This is a genomic window from Streptomyces rectiviolaceus (assembly GCF_039533825.1).
Lineage (GTDB): Bacteria > Actinomycetota > Actinomycetes > Streptomycetales > Streptomycetaceae > Streptomyces > Streptomyces rectiviolaceus.
In genome coordinates, this window is the sequence record NZ_BAAAUG010000077.1 from 153,798 (window position 1) to 175,008 (window position 21,211).

Annotated in this window: 15 protein-coding genes; 5 read left to right on the top strand and 10 right to left on the bottom strand. The window is 70.1% G+C overall.

Going from position 1 to position 21,211, the window contains the following annotated elements:
- Positions 1–93 precede the first annotated feature (93 nt).
- Positions 94–1,875 carry an ABC transporter ATP-binding protein gene (locus tag ABD378_RS22210; protein ID WP_344522826.1) on the bottom strand — a complete coding sequence of 594 codons (1,782 nt, stop codon included), beginning with the start codon at positions 1,873–1,875 and terminating at the stop codon, positions 94–96.
- Positions 1,872–3,701 (bottom strand): ABC transporter transmembrane domain-containing protein, encoded by a 1,830-nt coding sequence (locus tag ABD378_RS22215; RefSeq protein WP_344522828.1) that lies wholly within the window; start codon positions 3,699–3,701, stop codon positions 1,872–1,874. Before ABD378_RS22215 ends, ABD378_RS22210 begins: the two co-directional genes overlap by 4 nt.
- Positions 3,702–3,964: 263 nt before the next feature.
- Between ABD378_RS22215 and ABD378_RS22220 the strand changes: the two genes are divergently transcribed.
- The 3 genes from ABD378_RS22220 to ABD378_RS22230 all read left to right on the top strand — a co-directional run bounded on the left by ABD378_RS22220 (position 3,965) and on the right by ABD378_RS22230 (position 7,990).
- Entirely contained in the window at positions 3,965–4,705 is a 741-nt protein-coding gene (locus ABD378_RS22220) for a L,D-transpeptidase family protein (protein ID WP_344522830.1), read from the top strand.
- A 62-nt stretch (positions 4,706–4,767) separates the two neighbouring features.
- Positions 4,768–6,375 carry a peptide-N4-asparagine amidase gene (locus ABD378_RS22225; RefSeq protein WP_344522832.1) on the top strand — a complete coding sequence of 536 codons (1,608 nt, stop codon included), beginning with the start codon at positions 4,768–4,770 and terminating at the stop codon, positions 6,373–6,375.
- Positions 6,376–6,535: 160 nt separating this feature from the next.
- Entirely contained in the window at positions 6,536–7,990 is a 1,455-nt protein-coding gene (locus tag ABD378_RS22230; protein WP_344522834.1) for a cation:dicarboxylate symporter family transporter, read from the top strand.
- On the opposite strand, the gene ABD378_RS22235 is transcribed toward ABD378_RS22230, so the two are convergent.
- The 3 genes from ABD378_RS22235 to ABD378_RS22245 all read right to left on the bottom strand — a co-directional run bounded on the left by ABD378_RS22235 (position 7,929) and on the right by ABD378_RS22245 (position 12,911).
- A complete protein-coding gene (locus tag ABD378_RS22235) occupies positions 7,929–9,383 on the bottom strand; it encodes a Gfo/Idh/MocA family protein (protein WP_344522836.1) in 1,455 nt (484 codons plus the stop codon). The genes ABD378_RS22230 and ABD378_RS22235 overlap by 62 nt on opposite strands.
- A 128-nt stretch (positions 9,384–9,511) precedes the next feature.
- A complete protein-coding gene (locus ABD378_RS22240; protein WP_344522838.1) occupies positions 9,512–12,430 on the bottom strand; it encodes an FAD-binding and (Fe-S)-binding domain-containing protein in 2,919 nt (972 codons plus the stop codon).
- Positions 12,431–12,467: 37 nt separating this feature from the next.
- Positions 12,468–12,911 (bottom strand): MarR family winged helix-turn-helix transcriptional regulator, encoded by a 444-nt coding sequence (locus ABD378_RS22245; protein WP_344522840.1) that lies wholly within the window; start codon positions 12,909–12,911, stop codon positions 12,468–12,470.
- Between the two features lie 163 nt (positions 12,912–13,074).
- On the opposite strand from ABD378_RS22245, the gene ABD378_RS22250 reads away from it, so the two are divergent.
- Positions 13,075–14,892, top strand: a complete 1,818-nt coding sequence (locus ABD378_RS22250; RefSeq protein ID WP_344522842.1) for an ABC transporter ATP-binding protein — start codon at positions 13,075–13,077, stop codon at positions 14,890–14,892.
- Between the two features lie 46 nt (positions 14,893–14,938).
- The gene (gene mltG / locus ABD378_RS22255) at positions 14,939–15,820 is read left to right on the top strand and encodes an endolytic transglycosylase MltG (protein WP_344522944.1); all 882 of its coding nucleotides are present in this window, start codon (positions 14,939–14,941) and stop codon (positions 15,818–15,820) included.
- Positions 15,821–15,879: 59 nt separating this feature from the next.
- Here the strand turns inward: mltG and ABD378_RS22260 are convergent, their stop codons facing one another.
- The 5 genes from ABD378_RS22260 to ABD378_RS22280 all read right to left on the bottom strand — a co-directional run bounded on the left by ABD378_RS22260 (position 15,880) and on the right by ABD378_RS22280 (position 21,126).
- The gene (locus ABD378_RS22260; protein ID WP_344522844.1) at positions 15,880–16,989 is read right to left on the bottom strand and encodes an NAD(P)-binding domain-containing protein; all 1,110 of its coding nucleotides are present in this window, start codon (positions 16,987–16,989) and stop codon (positions 15,880–15,882) included.
- 64 nt (positions 16,990–17,053) lie between these two features.
- Entirely contained in the window at positions 17,054–18,262 is a 1,209-nt protein-coding gene (locus ABD378_RS22265) for an LLM class flavin-dependent oxidoreductase (protein ID WP_344522846.1), read from the bottom strand.
- A gap of 2 nt (positions 18,263–18,264) precedes the next feature.
- Positions 18,265–19,308, bottom strand: coding sequence for an ABC transporter substrate-binding protein (locus ABD378_RS22270; RefSeq protein ID WP_344522848.1), 1,044 nt, complete (start codon positions 19,306–19,308; stop codon positions 18,265–18,267).
- Between the two features lie 55 nt (positions 19,309–19,363).
- Entirely contained in the window at positions 19,364–20,185 is an 822-nt protein-coding gene (locus ABD378_RS22275; protein WP_344522850.1) for an ABC transporter ATP-binding protein, read from the bottom strand.
- Positions 20,158–21,126, bottom strand: coding sequence for an ABC transporter permease (locus tag ABD378_RS22280; protein WP_344522852.1), 969 nt, complete (start codon positions 21,124–21,126; stop codon positions 20,158–20,160). Before ABD378_RS22280 ends, ABD378_RS22275 begins: the two co-directional genes overlap by 28 nt.
- Between the last annotated feature and the right edge of the window lie 85 nt (positions 21,127–21,211).

Below are 21,211 nucleotides of genomic sequence, written 5' to 3' on the forward strand. Positions count from 1 at the left end.
GCCCGACCACAGATCCCCCCGGCCCCCTCGGCCCCCCGGCTTCAGCCGGGGAGCAAACGGGGAGCACACCTCACTCGTGCCAGGACCGCCAGATCACCCGTGCCAGGACCGCCAGAGCGCCGCGTACGCGCCACCCGCCCCGACCAGCTCGTCGTGGCTGCCCAGCTCGCTGATCCGGCCGTTCTCGACCACCGCGATGACATCCGCGTCGTGCGCGGTGTGCAGGCGGTGGGCGATCGCCACGACCGTGCGGCCGTCCAGGACGCGCGCGAGGGAGCGTTCCAAGTGGCGTGCCGCGCGCGGGTCGAGGAGGGACGTCGCCTCGTCGAGCACCAAGGTGTGCGGGTCGGCGAGGACCAGGCGGGCCAGCGCGATCTGCTGGGCCTGTGCCGGGGTGAGGGCGAAGCCGCCCGAGCCCACCTCGGTGTCCAGGCCCTCGCCCAGGGCCTGTGCCCAGCTGTCCGCTTCGACCGCGCCGAGCGCCGCCCACAGCTCGGCGTCCCGCGCCCCGGTCCTGGCGAGGAGGAGGTTGTCGCGCAGGGAGCCCACGAAGACGTGGTGCTCCTGGTTGACCAGCGCCACATGGGAGCGGACCTCCTCGGCAGGCATGGCCGACAGCTCCGCGCCGCCCAACGTCACGTGACCGTTGCGCGGTGCGTAGATCCCGGCGAGCAGCCTGCCGAGCGTGGACTTGCCCGCGCCGGACGGGCCGACCAGGGCGACACGCGAACCCGGCGCGACGGCGAGTGACACCTCGCGCAGGACGTCGACGCCCGCGCGGTAGCCGAAGTGCACGTCGTCCGCGAACACTTCGCGTCCGTCCGGAGCGACGGAACCGTCGCCCGCGTCCGGTTCGATGTCACGTACGCCCACGAGGCGGGCCAGTGAGACCTGGGCGACCTGCAGCTCGTCGTACCAGCGCAGGATGATCCCCAGCGGGTCGACGAGCATCTGCGCGATCAGGGCGCCCGTGGCCAGCTGACCGACGCCGATCCAGCCCTGCAGGACGAACACGCCGCCGATCATCAGGACGGAGCAGAGCACGATGGTGTGGGTGAAGGTGATGACCGGGAAGAGGACGGAGCGCAGGTAGAGCGTGTGCCGTTCCCACGCCGTCCATTCCTTGATGCGGCGCTCCGACAGCTCCACGCGGCGCTCCCCGAGACGGTGTGCCTCCACCGTCCGCCCCGCGTCGATGGTCTCCGCGAGGGCCGCGGCGACAGCGGCGTATCCCGCGGCCTCCGAACGGTAGGCGGACGGCGCCCGCTTGAAGTACCAGCGGCAGCCGACGACAAGGAGCGGCACGGCGACGAGGATGGCGGGCGCCAGCGGCGGCGCGGTCACGGCGAGACCGCCGATCAGGAGCGCGGCCCACACCACGCCGATCGCGAGCTGCGGAACCGCCTCCCGCATGGCGTTCGCGAGCCGGTCGACGTCCGTCGTGATCCGCGACAGCAGGTCCCCCGTCCCGGCCCGCTCCAGCACACCCGGCGGCAGCCCGACCGAACGGACGAGGAAGTCCTCGCGCAGATCGGCCAGCATCCGCTCACCGAGCATCGCGCCGCGCAGCCGCACCTGCTGGACGAAGAGGGCCTGCACGAGCAGGGCGACGGTGAAGAGGCCGATGGTGCGCCCCAGATGGAGGTCGCGGGCGCTGTCCGTGACGTTCTCGACCAGATCGCCCAGCAGGTAGGGACCAGCCATCGAGGCGATCACGGCGCAAGTGTTGACCGTGATGAGCAGGGCGAAGGCCCGGCGGTGCCGCTTGGCCAGCTCGCGTACGTAGGCTCCGACCGTCGCGGGTGCGCCGACGGGCAGGGTGTCCGCGGTGGTCGGGGCCGCCGGGTCGTATTCCGGTGGCGCCAGGCCGATCATGCCGTCTCCTCGATGTCGATGCCGATCTTGATGTCGTCCAGCGCCACAGGCGCCTGTTCCTCGTCCGTCTCGCGCGTCACGACCGCCCGGTAGCGCGGCTCGCTCCGCACCAGTTCGCGGTGTTCGCCCACTGCCGCGACCTCGCCCCCGTGGAGGAAGACCACGCGCTCGGCCCGGTCGAGGAGCAGCGGCGACGACGTGAGGACCACGGTGGTACGTCCCTTGCGTAGACCCTTGATGCCCTCGGCGACCCGAGCCTCGGTGTGCGAGTCGACGGCGGACGTCGGCTCGTCGAGCACCAGGATCTCGGGGTCGGTGATCAACGAGCGGGCCAGCGCGAGCCGTTGCCGCTGCCCGCCCGACAGGGAGCGTCCGCGTTCGGTGACATGGGCGTCCAGCGGGGCCTCGTCCACCGAAGCCTGCGCCAGGGCGTCCAGGACGTCCGCGCACTGCGCGGCCTGCAGGGCGTCGTCGGCGCTCACGGCTCCCGACGCCGGTACGTCGAGGAGGGCGCGGAGCGTGCCGGAGAGCAGGACCGGATCCTTGTCCTGTACGAGGACGGCGGTGCGGGCGGTGGCCAGCGGCACCTCGTCGAGCGGTACCCCGCCGAGCAGCACGGACGGCAGCTCCTCCGCGTCGTCGAACGCCGCGTGCCCGCCGAGGCGCTCGGCGAGCCGCCCCGCCTCGTCCGGGTCGCCGCACACGACGGCGGTGAGACGTCCCGAGGGGGCGAGGAGCCCGGTCGCCGGGTCGTAGAGATCACCCGTGGGCGTCTCGGCGCCGTCACGGGCATGCTCGGAACCCGCCGTCTGCTCGTCACCGGCATGCGTCGTGCGCTGGAGGGAGAGCACCCGGGCGGCGCGCTTGGCCGAGGGGCGCGAGAAGCTGTAGGCCATCGCGATCTCCTCGAAGTGCCGCAACGGGTAGGTCAGCATCGTGACCGCGCTGTAGACGGTGACCAGTTCACCGATGGTGATCCGGCCTTCGCGGGCGAGGTTCACGCCGTGCCAGACGACCACGATCAACAGCAGCCCCGGCATCAGCACCTGTACTGCCGAGATCGCCGCCCACATGCGGGCGCTGCGCACGGCGGCCGTACGCACTTCCTGCGAGGCGCTGCGGTAGCGGTCGAGGAAGAGTTCCTCGCCACCGATGCCCCGCAGCACCCGCAGTCCCGCCACGGTGTCCGAGGCCAGCTCGGTGGCGCGCCCGGCCTTCTCCCGCTGATGATCGGCCCGCCGGGTGGCGCGCGGAAGCAGCGGCAGCACGGCGAGCGCGAGCACCGGGACACCCACCGCGACGACGACGCCGAGGGCGGGCTCGTACACGACGAGCCCCACGCAGACGAGGACGACCGTCAGCGCGGCTGCCGTGAACCGCGAGATCGCCTCCACGAACCAGCCGATCTTCTCGACGTCACCGGTCGAGACCGCGACCACCTCACCGGCGGCGACGCGTCGCGTGAGCGCCGAGCCGAGCTGCGCGGTCCTTCGGGCCAGGAGCTGCTGGACGCGGGCGGCAGCGGTGATCCAGTTGGTGACCGCCGTGCGGTGCAGCATGGTGTCGCCCAGGGCGATGGCGATGCCGCACAGCGCCATCACCGCACCCGCCACGGCGAGCCGTTCCCCTGAGCGGTCGATCACGGCCTGCACGGAGAAGCCGACGAGGTAGGGGAGAACCGCGATGGAGCCGAAGTGCAGGAGGCCCCAGGCGAGTGACTTCAGCTGACCGTCGAGCTGGTTGCGCCCGAGCCAGCGAAGGAAGTGAGGGCCCGAGCGGGCATCCGGCATGCCCGGGTCGGAGAACGGAAGGTCGCGAATCTGCATGACGTGTGACGTCCCAGGGTCGGAAGACAGACCGTCGGTTCGGCGGAGCGTGCCGGCGTGAACGGACGGTGGTGAACGGCGGAGGAGCAGCTCCACGGACGGAGCCGACTGACATCGAGCGGCGGTAACAGGCCGTGAAAGGTTCGCCTCGGACGGTGGCGCGAAGCAAACGATTTTCCGTCGGGGAGTAAAGATTCGGCCCCTTCTCCGCCCCGGACCGGGCGCCGGGACGGCTCGCCGGAACCGGGTGCGACCATGGACGGATGCGTATAGCCGGTGCGGTGCGAGCGGCGGCCGCCGTCGCGGCCTGCGGTGTTCTTCTGACGTCCTGTGGAACTGCGGACGACAGGGCGAAGACCGGGGGGAAGAACGACGCGGGCGGGGACCGGGCGAAGAGAGCCGAGGCGTCGGCGACGACCGATCTCAAGCGCATCCCCGACGTGGGCGACCGCCTCCAGAACAAGATCCCCAAGAACTCCCGGCAGGTCGTCGCGGTCTATGGAGAGGGCGAGGACTCGGCGAAGTCCACCGTCGTCCTGTACGAGAAGTCCGGCTCGACATGGGACAAGACCCGCAGTTGGGCCGCGCACAACGGCAAAAAGGGCTGGACCACCGACCACCGCGAGAACGACAAGCGCAGCCCGGTCGGCGTCTTCACGCTCACCGACGCGGGCGGTGTCCTCGCCGATCCGGGCGCCGGATTCCCGTACACCCAGAGCACGTCGATGCAGGCCCCGCACTACTGGGCCAAGACACATTGGCACGACTTCGACTACGTCATCGCCATCGACTACAACCGCGCCAAGGGCACCCCGCCCAACGACCCGACCCGTCCCCAGGGCCAGTCCAAGGGCGGCAGCATCTGGCTGCACATGGACCACGGCAGCGGGACGTCGGGCTGCGTGAGCCTGTCGAAGCAGGGCATGGAGTATCTGCTCAAGAACCTCGACCCGAAGCAGCATCCGGTCGTGGTGATGGGCGACGAGGCGAACCTGAGGGGCTAGCAGGGGCGAGCAGGGGTGAGCAGGGGCTAGCGGTGATCGTCGACTCGCCGTAGAAATCCCCCATGAGAAGACGCGTCATGTCCATGCTCGCCGGGGTCACCCTCGCGGCGAGCACACTCTTCAGCGCGGGCCCGGCGGCGGCGGACACGCCCCCACCGGAGTTCGGCAACGACTGGCACGACCCGGTCACCGCCGCCCCGCCCGTCCCGAAGCCGCACACCAAGTCCTGCGAAGTGACCGTGGCCGAGGCCCAGTTCAAGGACTTCACGCCCTACGAAGGTGCCTACAGCCCACCCGGGAAGTGCGGCGCGGGCGACTGGGGCAAGGTGGTCCTGCGCCTCGACGGCAAGGTCAAGGGGCGGCAGTACGACCGCCTCGGCTATCTCCGCATCGGCGGCGTCGAGGTCTTCCGTACGTCCACTCCCGAGCCGTCCGCCGACGGCATCACCTGGTCCGTCGAGAAGGACGTCACGCGCTACCGCGAGACCCTGGGGCGCGATCAGCGGGTCGAGATGCTCATCGGGAACGTCGTCAACGAGACGTACACGGGCATCATCGACGTCAAGGCGACCCTCACGTTCTACGCGGCGCAGAAGGGCGGCGCGAAGCGCGAGCAGGTGCCCCCGGACCGCGTTCTGCCGCTGGGCGACGGCACCACCCTCACCACCCCGCGCAACAGTGAGCGCATCGTCGCCGAGGTCTACGCGACCGGCTCCGGCGGCGGCTGCGAGGAGTACTGGTACCTGACGGTCCCGGACGCGGCGCCGTACTCCTGCAAGGCCGAGGACGGGCCCTACCGCGAGGTGCAGGTCACGGTCGACGGCCAACTCGCCGGTATCGCCACGCCGTTCCCGACCGTGTGGACGGGCGGCTGGTCCAACCCCTTCCTGTGGTACGTGATTCCCGGGCCCCGTGCCTTCGACATCAAGCCCATCGAGTACGACCTGACGCCCTTCGCCGGGCTGCTCAACGACGGCCGCCCGCACCAGGTGGAGGTGTCCGTCGCGGGCCGCCCCGAGGCCACGACCGGCTGGCACACCCCGACCAACATCCTGGTCTGGCAGGACGAGCAGAGCGAGCACGTCACCGGCAAGCTGACCGCGCACAAGGCGGGTGACCTCGCCAACAAGGCGGCGTACACGCCCGGTTCGCCGGAGCGCGAGCACCGGCTCGACACCCGGGGCAGCCACCGGCTCAGCGTCTCGGGATACGTCGACACCTCCCACGGCCGCGTCGAGACGACCGTCACCCGCGCGCTCGCTAACACCTCCGTCCACCGCTGGACCGAGGGCGAGTCCACCGACGCGCTCAAGTCCACCTGGACCGACCGCGAGACGGTCACCCGGGACGGACGTGCGACCCGCACCGACCGGACCTACACGGTGGACGGCACGACGACGCTCGGCGCCGGGGACCGGCTGCGCACCGAGATCGCCCTCGGCGACCGCGCGGAGACGGTCATCACGAACGACGGGCGCCGCACGGCCCGCTCGGTCACCGACGACCGCTACGAAGGCGACGCGACGTACACCGCCAACGTCCCGCGCGAGGACCGGCACGCCGTCGGCACGTCCCGTGAGCGCTATCGCGCGTACGGCGACGGCGGCTGCTACGACCGCACGCTGGCCACCGAGCAGGGGACCCTGACGGTGAACCGGCTGCGCTGCTGAACTCCTCGCTCCGCTCCCGCGATTTGGAGCAAGATCCAAGATTTACGCCGATGTGATCTGGAGGTCTTTTGCGGAAGCGGGCACTCCGCCATAGTGACGCCTCGCGGAAAGAAAATTCCGTATGGCAGAAGTCACATGAAGTCTCACTACAGGAGTGCCCGTGCCGCAGTCCGTACCGTCCCTGCCGCGACGCGTAGCACGCACATTGCGTACCTCACTGTTCGCGCAGGTCGCCTGCGCGTTGGTGATCGGAGTCCTCGTCGGACGGCTGTGGCCCCACGCGGGCACCGCCGTCCAACCGCTCGGCGACGGCTTCGTACGTCTGATCAAGGCGATGATCGCCCCGCTCGTCTTCTGCGTGGTCGTCGCCGGTATCACCAAGGCCGGAGACCTCAAGGCCTTCGGCCGCATCGGGCTCAAGGCTCTCATCTGGTTCGAGGTCGCGACCACGGTCGCCCTCGTCGTCGGCCTGGTCGCAGGAAACCTCGTCGGCCCCGGCACCGGAATGAACGTCGACCCCTCCACGCTCGACGCTTCGGCCGTCGACGAGAAGACGGGCGGCGGTGAACTGCCCTCGACGAGCGAGTTCATCCTGCACTCGCTGCCCGACAGCGCGATCGGCGCCTTCGCGGAGAACTCGCTGCTCCAAGTCCTCGTCCTGTCCTGCCTGGTGGGCGCGGCCCTGCTGCACCTCGGCAACACGAAGGTCCCCGCGATCCTGCCCGCCATCGAGCAGGGCCAGGAGATCGTCTTCGCGATCGTCGGCTTCATCATGAAGCTGGCGCCGCTCGCCGTGTTCGGCGCGACCGCGCACCTGGTGGGGGAGTACGGGCTCGGCGCCCTGTCGACGTACGGCAAGCTCATCGGTGTCTGTTACGCGGTGGCCCTGATCTTCCTCGTGCTGCTCGGCGTCGCCCTGAAGGCGCTGACCGGCCTGAGCCTGTGGAAGTTCGTCCGCTACACGCGCGAGGAGATGCTGCTCGCGCTCGGCACGGCCTCCAGCGAGACAGTCATGCCCCGCATGATGCAGAAGCTGCGCCAGGCGGGCTGCCGCGACGACGCGGTGGGCCTGGTCCTGCCGACGGGGTACTCCTTCAACCTCGACGGCGCCTCGATCTACCTCTCCGTCGGTACGTTGTTCATCGCGCAGGCCGTGGGCGTGGACCTGAGCCTGGGCCAGCAGATCACCGTCGTCCTCGTCCTGATGCTGACCAGCAAGGGCATGGCGGGCGTGCCCGGTTCGGCGTTCCTCGCGCTGTCCGCCACCGCCTCCGCGCTCGGGGTCATTCCGGCGGGCGCGGTCGCCCTGCTGCTCGGCGTGGACCGCATCATGGACGCCATGCGCGTCGCCACGAACCTGCTCGGCAACTGCGTCGCCGTCTTCGTGGTCTCGCGCTGGGAGGGCGCCCTCGACACGGCTCGGGCGAAGAAGGTCCTCTCCGGAGAGATCGCCTTCGTACCGGAGCAGGCGGAGCCGACGGAGCAGGCGGAACCGACTGCGACCACGGAGGAACCCGGCGGCGCCGATGAGAGCACCGCCGGGCCCAAGTCCCTTACGCCTGCGGCTTCTCCGAGTCCACTCCCGGACGCTCCTTCTTCCACAGCCCGCGAGTGAAGTCCGGGATCGCCTGCGGCGCGCCCTTCGCCTTGATCGACAGATGGCTCAGGGGTACGGGTGACGTCCAGACCGCGGCGTCGTAGACGTCGAAGTCCGGCACCAGGCCGAGCTGCATGGTCTGCATCAGACGGAAGATCATGATGTAGTCCATGCCGCCGTGCCCGCCGGGCGGGTTGGAGTGCTCCTTCCACAGCCAGTGGTCGAAGTCCGCGGCGTACTTGCCGAAGTCGCCCCACTCGTCGTCCGTGTGGTCCGGCTCGATGTAGATGCGCTCGGGATAGTCCTCGAAGACGCCCTTGGTGCCGCCGAGGCTGTTGATGCGGCTGTAGGGGTGGGGGGTCGAGACGTCGTGCTCCAGGCGGATCACCCGCCCCTTCGCCGTCTGTACGAGGCTGATGGTGCGGTCGCTCTCGATGTACGTCTCCTTCCAGCTCGGGTCGCCCGCGGGCATGTGCGCCTTGCGGTACTCGGCGAGACCGAGGGCGGGCGTGCCGAAGCTGGAGATGTGGGTGACGCGGTCGCCGCGGTTGATGTCCATGTAGTTGGAGACCGGGCCGAAGCCGTGGTTGGGGTAGAGGTCACCGCGCAGCCGCGTGTGCCACAGGCGCCGCCACGGGCCCTCGTAGTAGTCCGGGTCGAACATCAGGCCGCGCAGGTCGTGGTTGTACGCGCCCGCCCCGTGCAGCAGATCCCCGAACTTGCCCGCGTGGGCCATGCGCAGGACGCGCATCTCGTTCTTGCCGTAACAGCAGTTCTCCAACTGCATGCAGTGTCTGCGGGTCCGCTCGGAGAGATCGACCAGTTCCCAGAGCTGGTCGAGCTGGAGGGAGACGGGACACTCCACGCCGACATGCTTGCCGTTGAGCATCGCCGTCTTGGCCATGTCGAAGTGCCAGTCCCAGGGCGTCGCCACGTACACGAAGTCGATGTCCCCGCGCTTGCACAGGTTCTCGAAGTCGTGATCGCCCTTGGTGTACGTCGCCGGGGCGGGCTGGCCCGCGTCGGTGACCTTCTTCGCGGCTGCCGCCGTCTTGTCCTTGACCGGGTCGCAGAGCGCGACGACCTTCACCCCCGGGATCGCCAGGAACAGGTCGATCATGCTGCCGCCGCGATTGCCGAGCCCGACAATGCCGACACGCACCGTGGAACGCCGCTCGAACGGTACGCCGATCATGGTCTTGCCCTTGCGGGGCGGAGCCTCGGCGGCCGTGGCCGCCGAGGCGCCCTGCGGGGTTTCGGCGTGGGCCGTGCCGCCGGCGAGGGCGCCGAGGCCGAGCCCGGCCCCCGCGAGGCCGGCGGTGCGGAGCACGGCACGGCGGGAGGCGCCGTCGGCGGAGTCGTCAGGGGTCGCGGACTCGTCAGGGTTCGGTATCGCGTGCTCGTCGTGCATCGGACCTCCGTGGCTTGGATGCCTGCGCTGGAACGGATGCCACCCTGATGGGGGGATGGGCGTGGCGCAAGGGACCGAAGTGGCCAGGGAGTTGGACTTTCCTTTACCGAAGCAGCCGCTGCCGACGCCTACGGACGGGTCGCGCGCTCCAGCTCCAGGAGTACGGAGTAGTAGGCGCGGCCCGTGGCGTGGTCCATGCCCACCTCGCACATGCGGTTCGCCGACAGGTGCGCGTCGAAGGCGCGGGCGGTGACCTCCGCCGCCTCCTTGCGGGTGGCCGACTCCGTCAGCTCCTTGTGCAGCATGCCGCGGTCACCGGCGAAGGCGCAGCAGCCCGCGTCGTCCGGGACCACCACCTCGTCCGCGCAGGCCTCGGCGACGGCGCGCAGCTCGGCCTCGTCGCCGAGGTGGCTCATGGAGCAGGTGGGGTGCAGGACGGCGGAGCCGACCGTGCGGTACACGGTCAGGTGGGGGAGCAGCTCGTCCGCGGCCCAGACGAGGGAGTCGACGACGGTCAGCTCCCGGTGCAACTGCCGGTTGTCGGCGGTGAGATAGGGCACGACCTCGTGCGCGATGCCGAGCGTGCAGGACGAGGCGTCCACCACGAGGGGCAGCCTGCCGCCCGCCGTCCAGCCCCAGGCCGCCTCGACGATGCGATTGGCCATCACCGCGTTGCCCTCGTCGTACCCCTTGGAGTGCCAGATCGTGGCGCAGCACGTCCCCGCGACATCGTCCGGAATCCAGACGGGCCTTCCCGCGCGCGTGGAGACGGAGACCACCGCCTCCGGAAGGGAGCGGTCACCGGGGCTCCCGAAGATGCGGTTGACGCACGCCGGGTAGTAGACGGCGCTCGCGCCCACGCGCGTGGTGCGCGGCAGCTTGCGGGCGGCCGCTCCCGGGATGTCCGGCAGCCACTCGGGGACCAGATCGGGGCGGACGGCCTTGCGCGCGGCGCGCGTCACCGTGGTCAGGAGCCGGTCGCTGATCCGGCTCGATGCGGCCACCGCGAGCCGGGCGGCGGCCTCGACCGTCTTGAAGTTCCTGGCGGCTACGGCAGCTGCCTTCTCCTCGCGCGGCGAGTGCCGTGCGTGCCGGAAGTCCTTCATCAGGGCGCCCGTGTCGATGCCCACCGGGCAGGCCAGCTTGCAGGTCGAATCGCCTGCGCACGTGTCCACGGCGTCGTATCCGTACGCCTCGATCAGGCCGTCCTCGACCGGGGAGCCGGGCGCCTGGCGCATCATCTCGCGGCGCAGGACGATCCGCTGGCGCGGTGTGGTCGTCAAGTCCTCGCTGGGGCAGGTCGGTTCGCAGAAGCCGCACTCGATGCAGGGGTCCGCGATCAGCTCCACCTTGGGGATCGTCTTCAGGCCCCGGAGGTGGGCCTTCGGGTCGCGGTCGAGGACGATGCGCGGCGCGAGCACACAGTCCGGGTCGATGAGCTGCTTGGTGCGCCACATCAACTCCGTGGCCTTCGGGCCCCATTCGAGTTCGAGGAACGGGGCGATGTTGCGTCCCGTCGCGTGCTCGGCCTTGAGCGATCCGTCGAAGCGCTCGACGGTGAGCTTGCAGAACTCGTCCATGAACGCGGCATAGCGCTCCACGTCCGCCGGAAGGGCCGCGTCGAAGGCGAGCAGGAAGTGCAGATTGCCGTGCGCGGCGTGCCCCGCGACGGCCGCGTCGAAGCCGTGCCGGGTCTGGAGCTCAAGGAGGGCCTCACAGGCGTCGGCGAGCCGGGACGGCGGCACCGCGAAGTCCTCGGTGATCAGCGTCGTCCCGGAGGGCCGCGAGCCGCCGACCGCCGTCACGAAGGCCTTGCGGGCCTTCCAGTAGCCGCCGATCGTCTTCGGGTCGCGGGTGAAGGCGTTGGTCACCGAGGCGACCGGCGTGACGAGTTGGAGCCCCTCGACGACCTCGGCGGCCGCTGCTTCGTACGCCTCCTGGCGCGCCTCGTCCGGTGCGCGGAACTCCACGAGGAGCGCCGCCGTCGACTTCGGGAGCTGTGCCCAGTCGGCGGGGACCCCCGCGACGCTGGTCGACGCGCGCAGCGTGTTGCCGTCCATCAGCTCGACGGCCAGCGCGCCCGCTTCGTTGAACAGTGGGACGGCCGCGGCCGCGGCAGGAAGGGACGGGAAGAACAGCAGGGCGGTGGTGACCCGCCGGTCCAGCGGAAGTGTGTCGAAGACGACCTCCGAGATGAACCCGAAGGTGCCCTCCGAGCCGACCATCAGGCCGCGCAGGATCTCGACGGGTGTCGCCCCGTCCAGGAACGCGTCCAGGCGGTAGCCGTTGGTGTTCTTGATCTCGTACTTGGCGCGGATGCGGGCCGTGAGCTCCTGGTCCGCCTCGATCTCCCGTTTGATCGCCAACAGGCCCTCGCACAGGGCCGGTTCGGCGTGCGCCAGCTCCTCGTCGGCGTCGGGGTCGGCCGTGTCGACGACCGTGCCCGTCGGCAGGACGAAGGTGAGTGAGGCCACCGTGCGATACGAGTTTCGGGTGGTGCCCGCCGTCATCCCGGACGCGTTGTTCGCGACGACCCCGCCGATCGTGCAGGCGATGGCGCTCGCCGGGTCGGGGCCGAGCACGCGCCCGTGCCGGGCGAGCGTGGCGTTGGCCCGCAGGACGGTCGTGCCGGGACCGATGCGAGCCTGCTCGCCGTCACCGATGACCTCGACGCCCGCCCAGTGCTTGCGCACGTCGACCAGGATGTCCTCGCCCTGGGCCTGGCCGTTGAGCGAGGTGCCCGCCGCGCGGAAGACGACCTCGCGGCTCCTGCCGTGCGCGTACGACAGGACGGCGGAGACGTCGTCGATGTCCTCGGCGACGACCACGACCTGCGGCACGAAGCGGTAGGGGCTCGCATCGGATGCGTACCGCACGAGGTCGGAGATCTTCGTCAGGACCTTGTCCGCGCCGAGCAGAGCGGACAGCTCCGAGCGCAGCGGCTCGGGCGTGCCCTTGGCCTGCCGGTCCGGGACCCGGTCGTGGGCCGGGCCCTCCGGACGCGAGGCGGGGCGCAGGGATTCCGGCTTGGGCTCCAGGAACGGCATGAGCTCTCCTCGGCGGGATCGGACGGGTCTGGCGGTGTCAGCAGCGGCGTACGTCCGGCACATCGAACAGGGTGTTCAGCAGGCCGCCAAGCTGTTCGCGCTGCTCGGCGTCCAGTGGAGCCAGGATGTCCTCCGCGGCGGCCCGGCGCGCGCTGCGCAGCTCCCTCAGCGCCTTGCGTCCCGCGTCCGTGAGCTCGATGCGGATCACCCGGCGGTTGGTGGGGTCGGGGACGCGGCGCACGAGATCACTGGCCTCCAGGCCGTCGACCAGGCTCGTCACGGCGCGCGGGACCACTTCGAGGCGCTGGGCGAGGTCGGCCATGCGGGGCGGCGTGTCGTAGTGCACGAGGGTGCGCAGCAGGCGGGACTGGGCCGGGGTGATGCCGATCGGCACCAGGTAGCGCTTCTGGATGCGGTGCAGCCTGCGGGTCAGCCGCAGCAGCTGTTCGGCGAGCAGTCCGTCTGCGTCCGGGGTGTTCATGCGGGAACATTATCAGGACCTTGTGCATTGTGAGCATAGGTAACAGTGAGCTATGCTCCCTCAGATCGTCGGCTGTATGTCTGCCGACCGTCATCGTCGGCCGTGGGCCGACTGCCCCCGCCGGCCCGTGCGCCGGCCGCCGTCTCACCTCCCGTAGGAGCCCATGCGTCACGACGAACCCAAGTGGACACCGCAGCCCCTGGCCCCCGGCCAAGAGGAACAGCCGCGGCAGATCCGCCGCATCCTGCGCCTCTTCCGCCCCTACCGCGCCCGCCTCACGGTCGTCGGCCTGCTGGTCGGCGCCGCCTCCCTGGTCTCGGTCGCCACCCCTTTCCTGCTGAAGGAGATCCTCGACACCGCGATCCCGCAGGGACGGACGGGCCTGCTGAGCCTGCTCGCCCTCGGAATGATCCTCAGCGCGGTCGTCACCAGCGTCTTCGGTGTCCTGCAGACCCTGATCAGCACCACTGTCGGTCAGCGCGTCATGCACGACCTGCGCACCGCGGTCTACGGCCGCCTTCAGAGCATGTCGCTCGCCTTCTTCACCAGGACCCGCACCGGTGAGGTCCAGTCCCGCATCGCCAGTGACATCGGCGGCATGCAGGCGACGGTCACCTCCACCGCCACCTCCCTGGTCTCGAACTTCACCAGCGTGATCGCCACCATCGTCGCGATGCTCGCCCTCGACTGGCGCCTCACGGCGGTCTCGCTGCTCCTGCTGCCCGTCTTCGTGTGGATCAGCCGCCGGGTCGGCCGCGAGCGCAAGAAGATAGCCACGCAGCGCCAGAAGCAGATGGCCGCGATGGCCGCCACGGTCACCGAATCGCTCTCGGTCAGCGGCATCCTGCTCGGCCGCACGATGGGCCGCGCCGACTCGCTCACCAAGTCCTTCTCCGACGAGTCCGACCGTCTTGTCGACCTCGAGGTCCGGTCGAACATGGCGGGGCGCTGGCGCATGGCCGTCATCTCGATCGTCATGGCCGCCATGCCCGCCGTCATCTACTGGACCGCGGGCCTCGCCTTCCAGATGGGCGGGCCGACGGTCTCGATCGGCACGCTCGTCGCCTTCGTCTCGCTCCAGCAGGGTCTGTTCCGGCCCACCGTGAGCCTGCTCTCCACCGGCGTACAGATCCAGACCTCGCTCGCGCTCTTCCAGCGCATCTTCGAGTATCTGGACCTGCCCATCGACATCACCGAGCCCGAGCGCCCGGTGCGCCTGGACAAGATCAAGGGCGAAGTCCGCTTCGAGGACGTCGAGTTCCGCTACGACGGGGACGACGGCCAGAGCCGCCCGATCCTCGACGGCATCGACATCACCGTCCCCGCCGGCGGCAGCCTGGCCGTCGTCGGCCCCACGGGCTCCGGAAAGTCGACCCTCAGCTATCTCGTGCCGCGGCTGTACGACGTGACGGGCGGCCGGGTCACGATCGACGGCGTCGACGTGCGCGACCTGGACTTCGACACGCTGGCCCGGGCCGTCGGCGTCGTGTCCCAGGAGACGTATCTCTTCCACGCCTCGGTCGCCGAGAACCTGCGCTTCGCCAAGCCCGACGCCACGGACGAGGAACTGGTCGCGGCCGCGGGCGCCGCCCAGATCCACGACCACATCGCGTCCCTGCCCGACGGGTACGACACCGTGGTCGGCGAGCGCGGCCACCGCTTCTCCGGAGGCGAGAAGCAGCGCCTAGCCATCGCCCGTACGATCCTGCGCGACCCGCCCGTGCTCATCCTGGACGAGGCGACCAGCGCCCTGGACACGCACACCGAGCACGCCGTGCAGGATGCCATCGACGCCCTGTCCGCCGACCGGACGACGCTCACCATCGCCCACCGGCTCTCCACGGTCCGTGGCGCCGACCAGATCGTGGTCCTGGACGCGGGCCGGACCGCCGAGCGCGGCACCCACGAGGAGCTCCTGGAGAAGGACGGTCGTTACGCCGCCCTGGTTCGCAGAGACGCCCAACTGGAGCCAGCAAAATGAAGATATGCACGGAATGTCTGCATTTGCGGGATACCGTGCCCGCATGCTGCAGACCAAGACTCCGCGCCGGGGCACGATTCGACTGACGCGTCGGGGGCGGATCGCCCTGATCGCGACCGGAGCCGTCGCGGCGGTCACCGCCGTTACGGTGCCGCTGCTGCTCCCGGACGACAGCGCGCGCCCCGAGTCGCTGACCATCCCGGAGGGCTGGCGCTCGGGCCAGGTGTACGGCGCCGTCGACAAGGCCCTCGGCGTGCCGACCGGCACCACGAAGAAGGCCATCCCCAAGGCCGGCCTCAAACTCCCCAGCGACGCGGGCGGCAACCCAGAGGGTTACCTCTTCCCGGCGACGTATCCCATCAGCAACCAGTCGACCCCCGCGTCCGTGCTGTCGTACATGGTGAACACGGCTGCCAAGAAGTTCAGCGGCGGCCAGGTCACCGCGGGCGCCGACCGCAACGCGGTGAACGTCTACCAGACCGTCACCATCGCGAGCATGATCGAAGCCGAGGCAGGCTCCAAGGCGGACATGGGCAAGGTGGCCCGGGTCATCTACAACCGTCTCGACCAGGGCATGCCGCTGCAGATGGACTCGACGATCAACTACGCCCTGAACCGCTCGACGCTGAACACCCGCGACCGCGACACAAAGATCAACAGCCCCTACAACACGTATACGCGCATGGGTCTGCCCCCTACTCCGATCGGCAACCCCGGTGACGAGGCGATGCGTGCGGCGACGAGCCCGACGCAGGGCGACTGGCTGTACTTCGTGACGGTGAAGCCGGGGGACACCCGCTTCACGTCGAGCTTCGAGGAGCAGCAGAAGAACGTGGCGGAGTTCAACAAGAACAAGAACAAGAGCAAGAACGACGACAACGACGAGAACAAGGACGAGAACAAGGACGAGAGCAAGCAGGACGGCTAGCGGCCCGCGGGGGCGCGGGGCGGGTGGCGGGTGGCGCGTGCCCCCGCGCCACCCCTGCATCACACCGTGATCGGCACGTCCTCCAGCAGCCGCTTGATGTCCCGCGCCGCCGCCCGCCCCGCACGGTTCGCGCCGATCGTGCTGGCCGATGGCCCGTAGCCCACCAGGTGGATGCGGGGGTCGGCGACGGCCCGGGTGCCCTCGATCCGGATGCCGCCGCCCGCCTCGCGCAGCCGCAGCGGCGCCAAGTGCTCGATGGCCGCCCGGAATCCGGTGGCCCAGAGAATGACGTCGGCATCGACGCGCCGCCCGTCGTCCCACTCCACGCCGCTCGGTGTGATGCGGTCGAACATCGGGAGGCGGTCGAGCACCCCGTCGGCCCGTGCCTGCCGGATGGCGTCGTTGACGGGCAGCCCGGTCACGGACACCACGCTCCGTGGCGCGAGCCCCTGGCGCACCCGCTCCTCGACCATGGCGACGGCCGAGCGACCCCAGTTCTCGTCGAACGGTCCCTCGCGGAAGACGGGCTCCCGCCGGGTGACCCAGGTGGTCCCGGCAGCGTACGGAGCGATCTCCATCAGATGCTGGGTGCCCGAAGCCCCGCCGCCCACAACGATCACCCGCTGCCCCTTGAAGGCCTCGGGCCCCGGATAGACGGCCGTGTGCAACTGCCGCCCACGGAAGGTGTCCTGCCCCGGATAGCGCGGCCAGAACGGCCGGTCCCAGGTACCCGTGGCGTTGATCAGCGTGCGGGTCGCCCAGGTCCCGGCCGACGTCTCGACCAGCAGCCGCCCGCCGTAGCCCTCGCGCACACGGTGTACGTCGATGGGCCGGTGCACCCGCAGGTCGAAGCGCCGCTCGTACTCCTCGAAGTACTCCCGGATGACCTCCGACGAGGGCCTTGCGGGGTCGGCGCCCGCCAGCTCCATTCCGGGGAGCGAGTGCATCCCGTGCACTTTCCCGTACGTGAGCGAGGGCCAGCGGAACTGCCAGGCGCCGCCGGGCCGTGGCGAGTGGTCCAGGACGACGAAGTCCCGGTCCGGCTCGAAGCCGACCCTGCGAAGGTGATAGGCGCTGGACAGGCCCGCCTGCCCGGCGCCTATGACGACCGCGTCCACCTCTTGTGCCGCTCCGTCTGCGGCCGCTTCCCGTGCCCCGATGTCATTCACGCTTCTACTAACTTCATCGGGGCCCGGGATCTTCCCGGCGTACGAGCCAGTTGTGCCAGCTGGGTCAGCGCCCGCCCGCCACCAGGAGCGGGGCGCCGCCCGGAGCGGAGGCCGGACGCCCGTTCGCCGCGGGCACCCCGGCAAGCTGCGACGCCGGTATCCGGGGCAGCAGCCCCCGCGCCGCCAGATCCGGGATCACGCCCTCGCCGAACCAGTACGCCTCCTCCAGATGCGGATAGCCCGAAAGCACGAAGTGCTCGACGCCGAGCGCGTGATACTCCTCGATCCGGTCGGCGACGTCCGCGTGGCTGCCGACTAGCGCGGTGCCCGCACCGCCCCGTACGAGACCGACGCCCGCCCACAGATTCGGCGAGATCTCCAGGTCGTCGCGGGAACCGCCGTGCAGAGCCAGCATCCGCTGCTGGCCGACGGACTCGCTGCGGCCGAGCGCCTGCTGGGCGGCGGCGACGGTGTCCGGGTTGAGGTCGTCGAGCAGCCGGTTCGCGGTGGCCCACGCCTCGGCGGCCGAATCACGCGAGATGGTGTGAAGCCGGATCCCGAACCGGACCGTGCGCCCCTGCTCCTCGGCGAGCCCACGAATCCAGTCGATCTTCTGCTTCACCTGCTCCGGCGGCTCGCCCCACGTCAGATACACATCCGTGTGCCGCGCCGCGACCGGCCCGGCCGCCGCCGACGAACCACCGAAGAAGATCTCCGGCAGCGGGTCCGGCGGCAGCGCGGTGAGACCGCCCTCGACGTCGTAGTGCTCCCCGTGGAAGTCAAAGGGCTTGCCGCCCCACACGCCCCGTACGACCGACAGGAACTCGTCCGTCCGGGAGTAACGCCGATCGTGGTCAAGGTGATCGCCGAAACGCCGCTGCTCGGTCGAGTCGCCGCCCGTGACGACGTTCAGGAGCAGCCGCCCGCGCGTGATGCGCTGATATGTGGCCGCCATCTGTGCGGCGAGCACGGGGGAGATGACACCCGGCCGGAACGCCACCAGGAACTTGAGCCGCTCCGTGTGCTGGGCCAGCGCGACCGTCGTCAGCCAGGCGTCCTCGCACCAGGTGCCGGTCGGGGTCAGTACCGCCTCGAAGCCCAGCTGCTCGGCGGCCTTGGCGATCTGGATCAGATAGTCGATGTCGGGGGCCCGCACCCCGCTGACCGGGGTGACACGGGAGCGCGTGATGCCGCCGTCGGTGTAGGCGTGCCGGTCGACGAGGGTGCGGCCGTCGCCGCCGGTCGGCAGGAACCAGTTGAGGTGGACGGTCATCGTCAGGACTCCTTGCCGTACGTGCGCGGCTTGCTGGTCGAGGGCGGCAGGCTGCCGTTGAAGCGGGTGTCGACGAAGTCACCGAAGTCGATACGGCGCGGAATGAGCTTCTGGTCGGTGAAGGTGTCCGCGATCTTCTGCTCGGAGGCGATCACGTTCTTGTCCACGGCCACCGGGACCCGCGTGCCGTTGCTGCGCTTGACGGCCGCGAGCGCGACCTCGTAAGGCAGGCCGGTGTCCTTCGCCCAGACCTTCGCCCACGCCTCCGGGTGGTCGTAGACCCAGTCCTGGGCCTTGCGCAGCCGCCTGAGGTAGTCGTCGACCGCCGCGGACTTCTTCTTGTCCTTGAGCGCGCCCGGCGCCGCCACCTGGAAGTTGAGGCCGTTCACCACGCCGTCGCCGTCGGTCAGGACACGGCCCTTCTTGCCTTCGAGAACCTGCGAGGTGTACGGGTCCCAGACCGACCAGGCGTCCACCTTTCCGCTGGTGAACGCGGCCAGCGCGTCGGCCGGCTGCAGATACTTGACCTTGACGTCCTTGAAGCCGAGCCCTGCCTTCTTCAGGGACGCGATCAGCTGGTAGTGCGCCGACGAACCCTGCGCCACGGCGACGGACTTCCCCTTGAGGTCCTTGGCCTTCTTCAGCGGCGAGTCGTTCGGTACGAGGATGGCCTCACCCGAGGCGGTCCCGTGGGTGGCGGCCACCACGGAGATCTTCGAGTTCGCTCCGGCGGCGAAGACGGGTGGCGTGTTGCCTACGGCGCCGATGTCCACGGCCTTGGCGTTGACGGCCTCCAGAAGGGGCGGCCCGGAGGTGAAGGTGGACCAGCGGATCTTGTACTTCAGGTCGTCGAGCTCCCCGGCCGCGCGCAGCACGGCCTCCGAACCACCCTTCTGGTCCCCGACGTTGAGGGTGAGCGACCCCTTGCCGTCGGTCCCGCCGCCCGAGCCTGCGGACGAGGTGTTGGCAGAGGGGGAGCCGGAGCATGCGGCGAGCAGCAGGGCTAGCGGGAGGAGCAGGGCGGGGGCGGCGAGGTGTCGTCGCATGGTGAGTCCGTTCGGTGTGTTCGTGCTGTTCACGGGGAGGGGGAGTGCGGGCGGTTCACGCAGCGGCGGCGGCCTCGGTTTCCGCTTCCGCTTCCGCTTCCGCTTCCGCGGAGGCGGGCGCGTCGACGCCCAGGCGCTGCAGAAGCTCGGCGCGCAGCTCGCCGAAGCGCGGATCGGAGATGCCGCGCGGCCGGTCCAGATCGATCTCGGTCTCGTACGCGATGACCCCGTCGTCCATGACAAGGACCCGGTCGGCGAGGAGCACGGCTTCCTCGACGTCGTGCGTGACGAGCAGGACGGCGCAGCCGCGTCGCTGCCACAGCTCGTCGACGAGACGCTGGGCCTTGATACGGGTGAGCGCGTCGAGGGCGCCGAACGGCTCGTCGAGCAGCAGCAGATCGGGCTCGCGCACCAGGGCACGCGCCAGCGAGGCGCGCTGGGCCTCGCCACCGGAGAGCGTCTTGGGCCAGGCGTTCGTCCGGTGCTTGAGCCCGACCTCCTCCAACGCCCGCTCGGCGACGCCGCGTTCGGGCTTTCCCTTCAGGCCGAGCAGGACGTTGCGCCAGACGCGCTTCCACGGCATGAGCCGCGGTGCCTGGAACGCGACCGCCTTGCGGCGCGGCACGAGGACCGTTCCCTCGATGTCGCGGTCGAGCCCGGCGAGGATGCGCAGCAGGGTCGACTTGCCGCAGCCGCTGCGCCCGAGCAGCGCCACGAACTCGCCGGGCCGCACGTCGAGATCGAGCTGATCGATGACGGCACGCCCGTCGAAGGAGCGGGTCAGCCCTTCGACTCGTACGGCCGAAGTGGCTTGCTTGGTGGGGGCGTTGGCCGTGGGGGCGGTAGGGGTCACCGGCCGGTGAACGTCGGTCGCCATTGCAGCAGCAGCCTTTCGAGGGTGCGGACGATGTAGTCGGCGATGAGGCCGAGGAAGGCGTAGACGATCAGGCAGACGACGATCACATCGGTCCGCAGGAAGTCACGCGCCTGGACCATCAGGAAGCCGATGCCGGAGTCCGCGTTGATCTGCTCGGCGAAGACGAGGGCGAGCCAGGCGATGCCGAGGGAGTAGCGCAGACCGGTCATCGCACCCGGCAGCGCGCCCGGCAGGATGACGTGCCGCACGAGCCCCCATCGCGAGAGCCCGAGGGACTCCCCGGCCTCGATGAGCTGCGAGTCGACCCCGCGGATTCCCGCGTACACGTTCAGATAGAGCGGGAACGAGACGCCGAGCGTGATGATGGCGACCTTGGGCGCCTCGCCGATGCCGAACCAGATGATGAACAGCGGGATGAGCCCGACGAACGGCACGGTGCGCAGCATCTGCACGCTGGCGTCGACGAGATCCTCGCCGACGCGGAAGAGCCCCGAGATGAGCGCGAGCGAGGTGCCGACGACGGTGCCGAGCAACAGCCCCACCGCGACCCGTTGCAGGGAGACCCCCATGGCGGAGGTCAGCGATCCGTCGCCGAGCAGGTCACGGGCGACGCCTGCGATGGTCCCCGGCGAGGCGAGGATGTCCTGGGTCAACACCCCTGTGGAGCTGAGGAGTTGCCACAGGGCGAGAAGCGCGAGGGGGCCGGAGGTGCGGCGCAGCCAGCGGGGGACGCGGGTGCGGCGGGTGGACGACGGGACGATGGGGACGAGATCGGGCTCGGCCGACCGGGTGGCTTCGACGTCATTGATGCCCTTGACGTCTTTGCCGTCCCGGTCGGCGCCGTCGACATCACCGACATCACCGACATCGTCGGCATCATCGGACTTGGATATTCCCGAAATGTCGGATGTGGAATCCGGCGGGGCATGGCTGATGCTCATGGGTGCTCCACGGCAGGAGGGAGGGATGCCCGAAAGGCCTACGCGCGGGACGGTGAAATCAACCGCGCGAAGGCAGCAGGGCAGG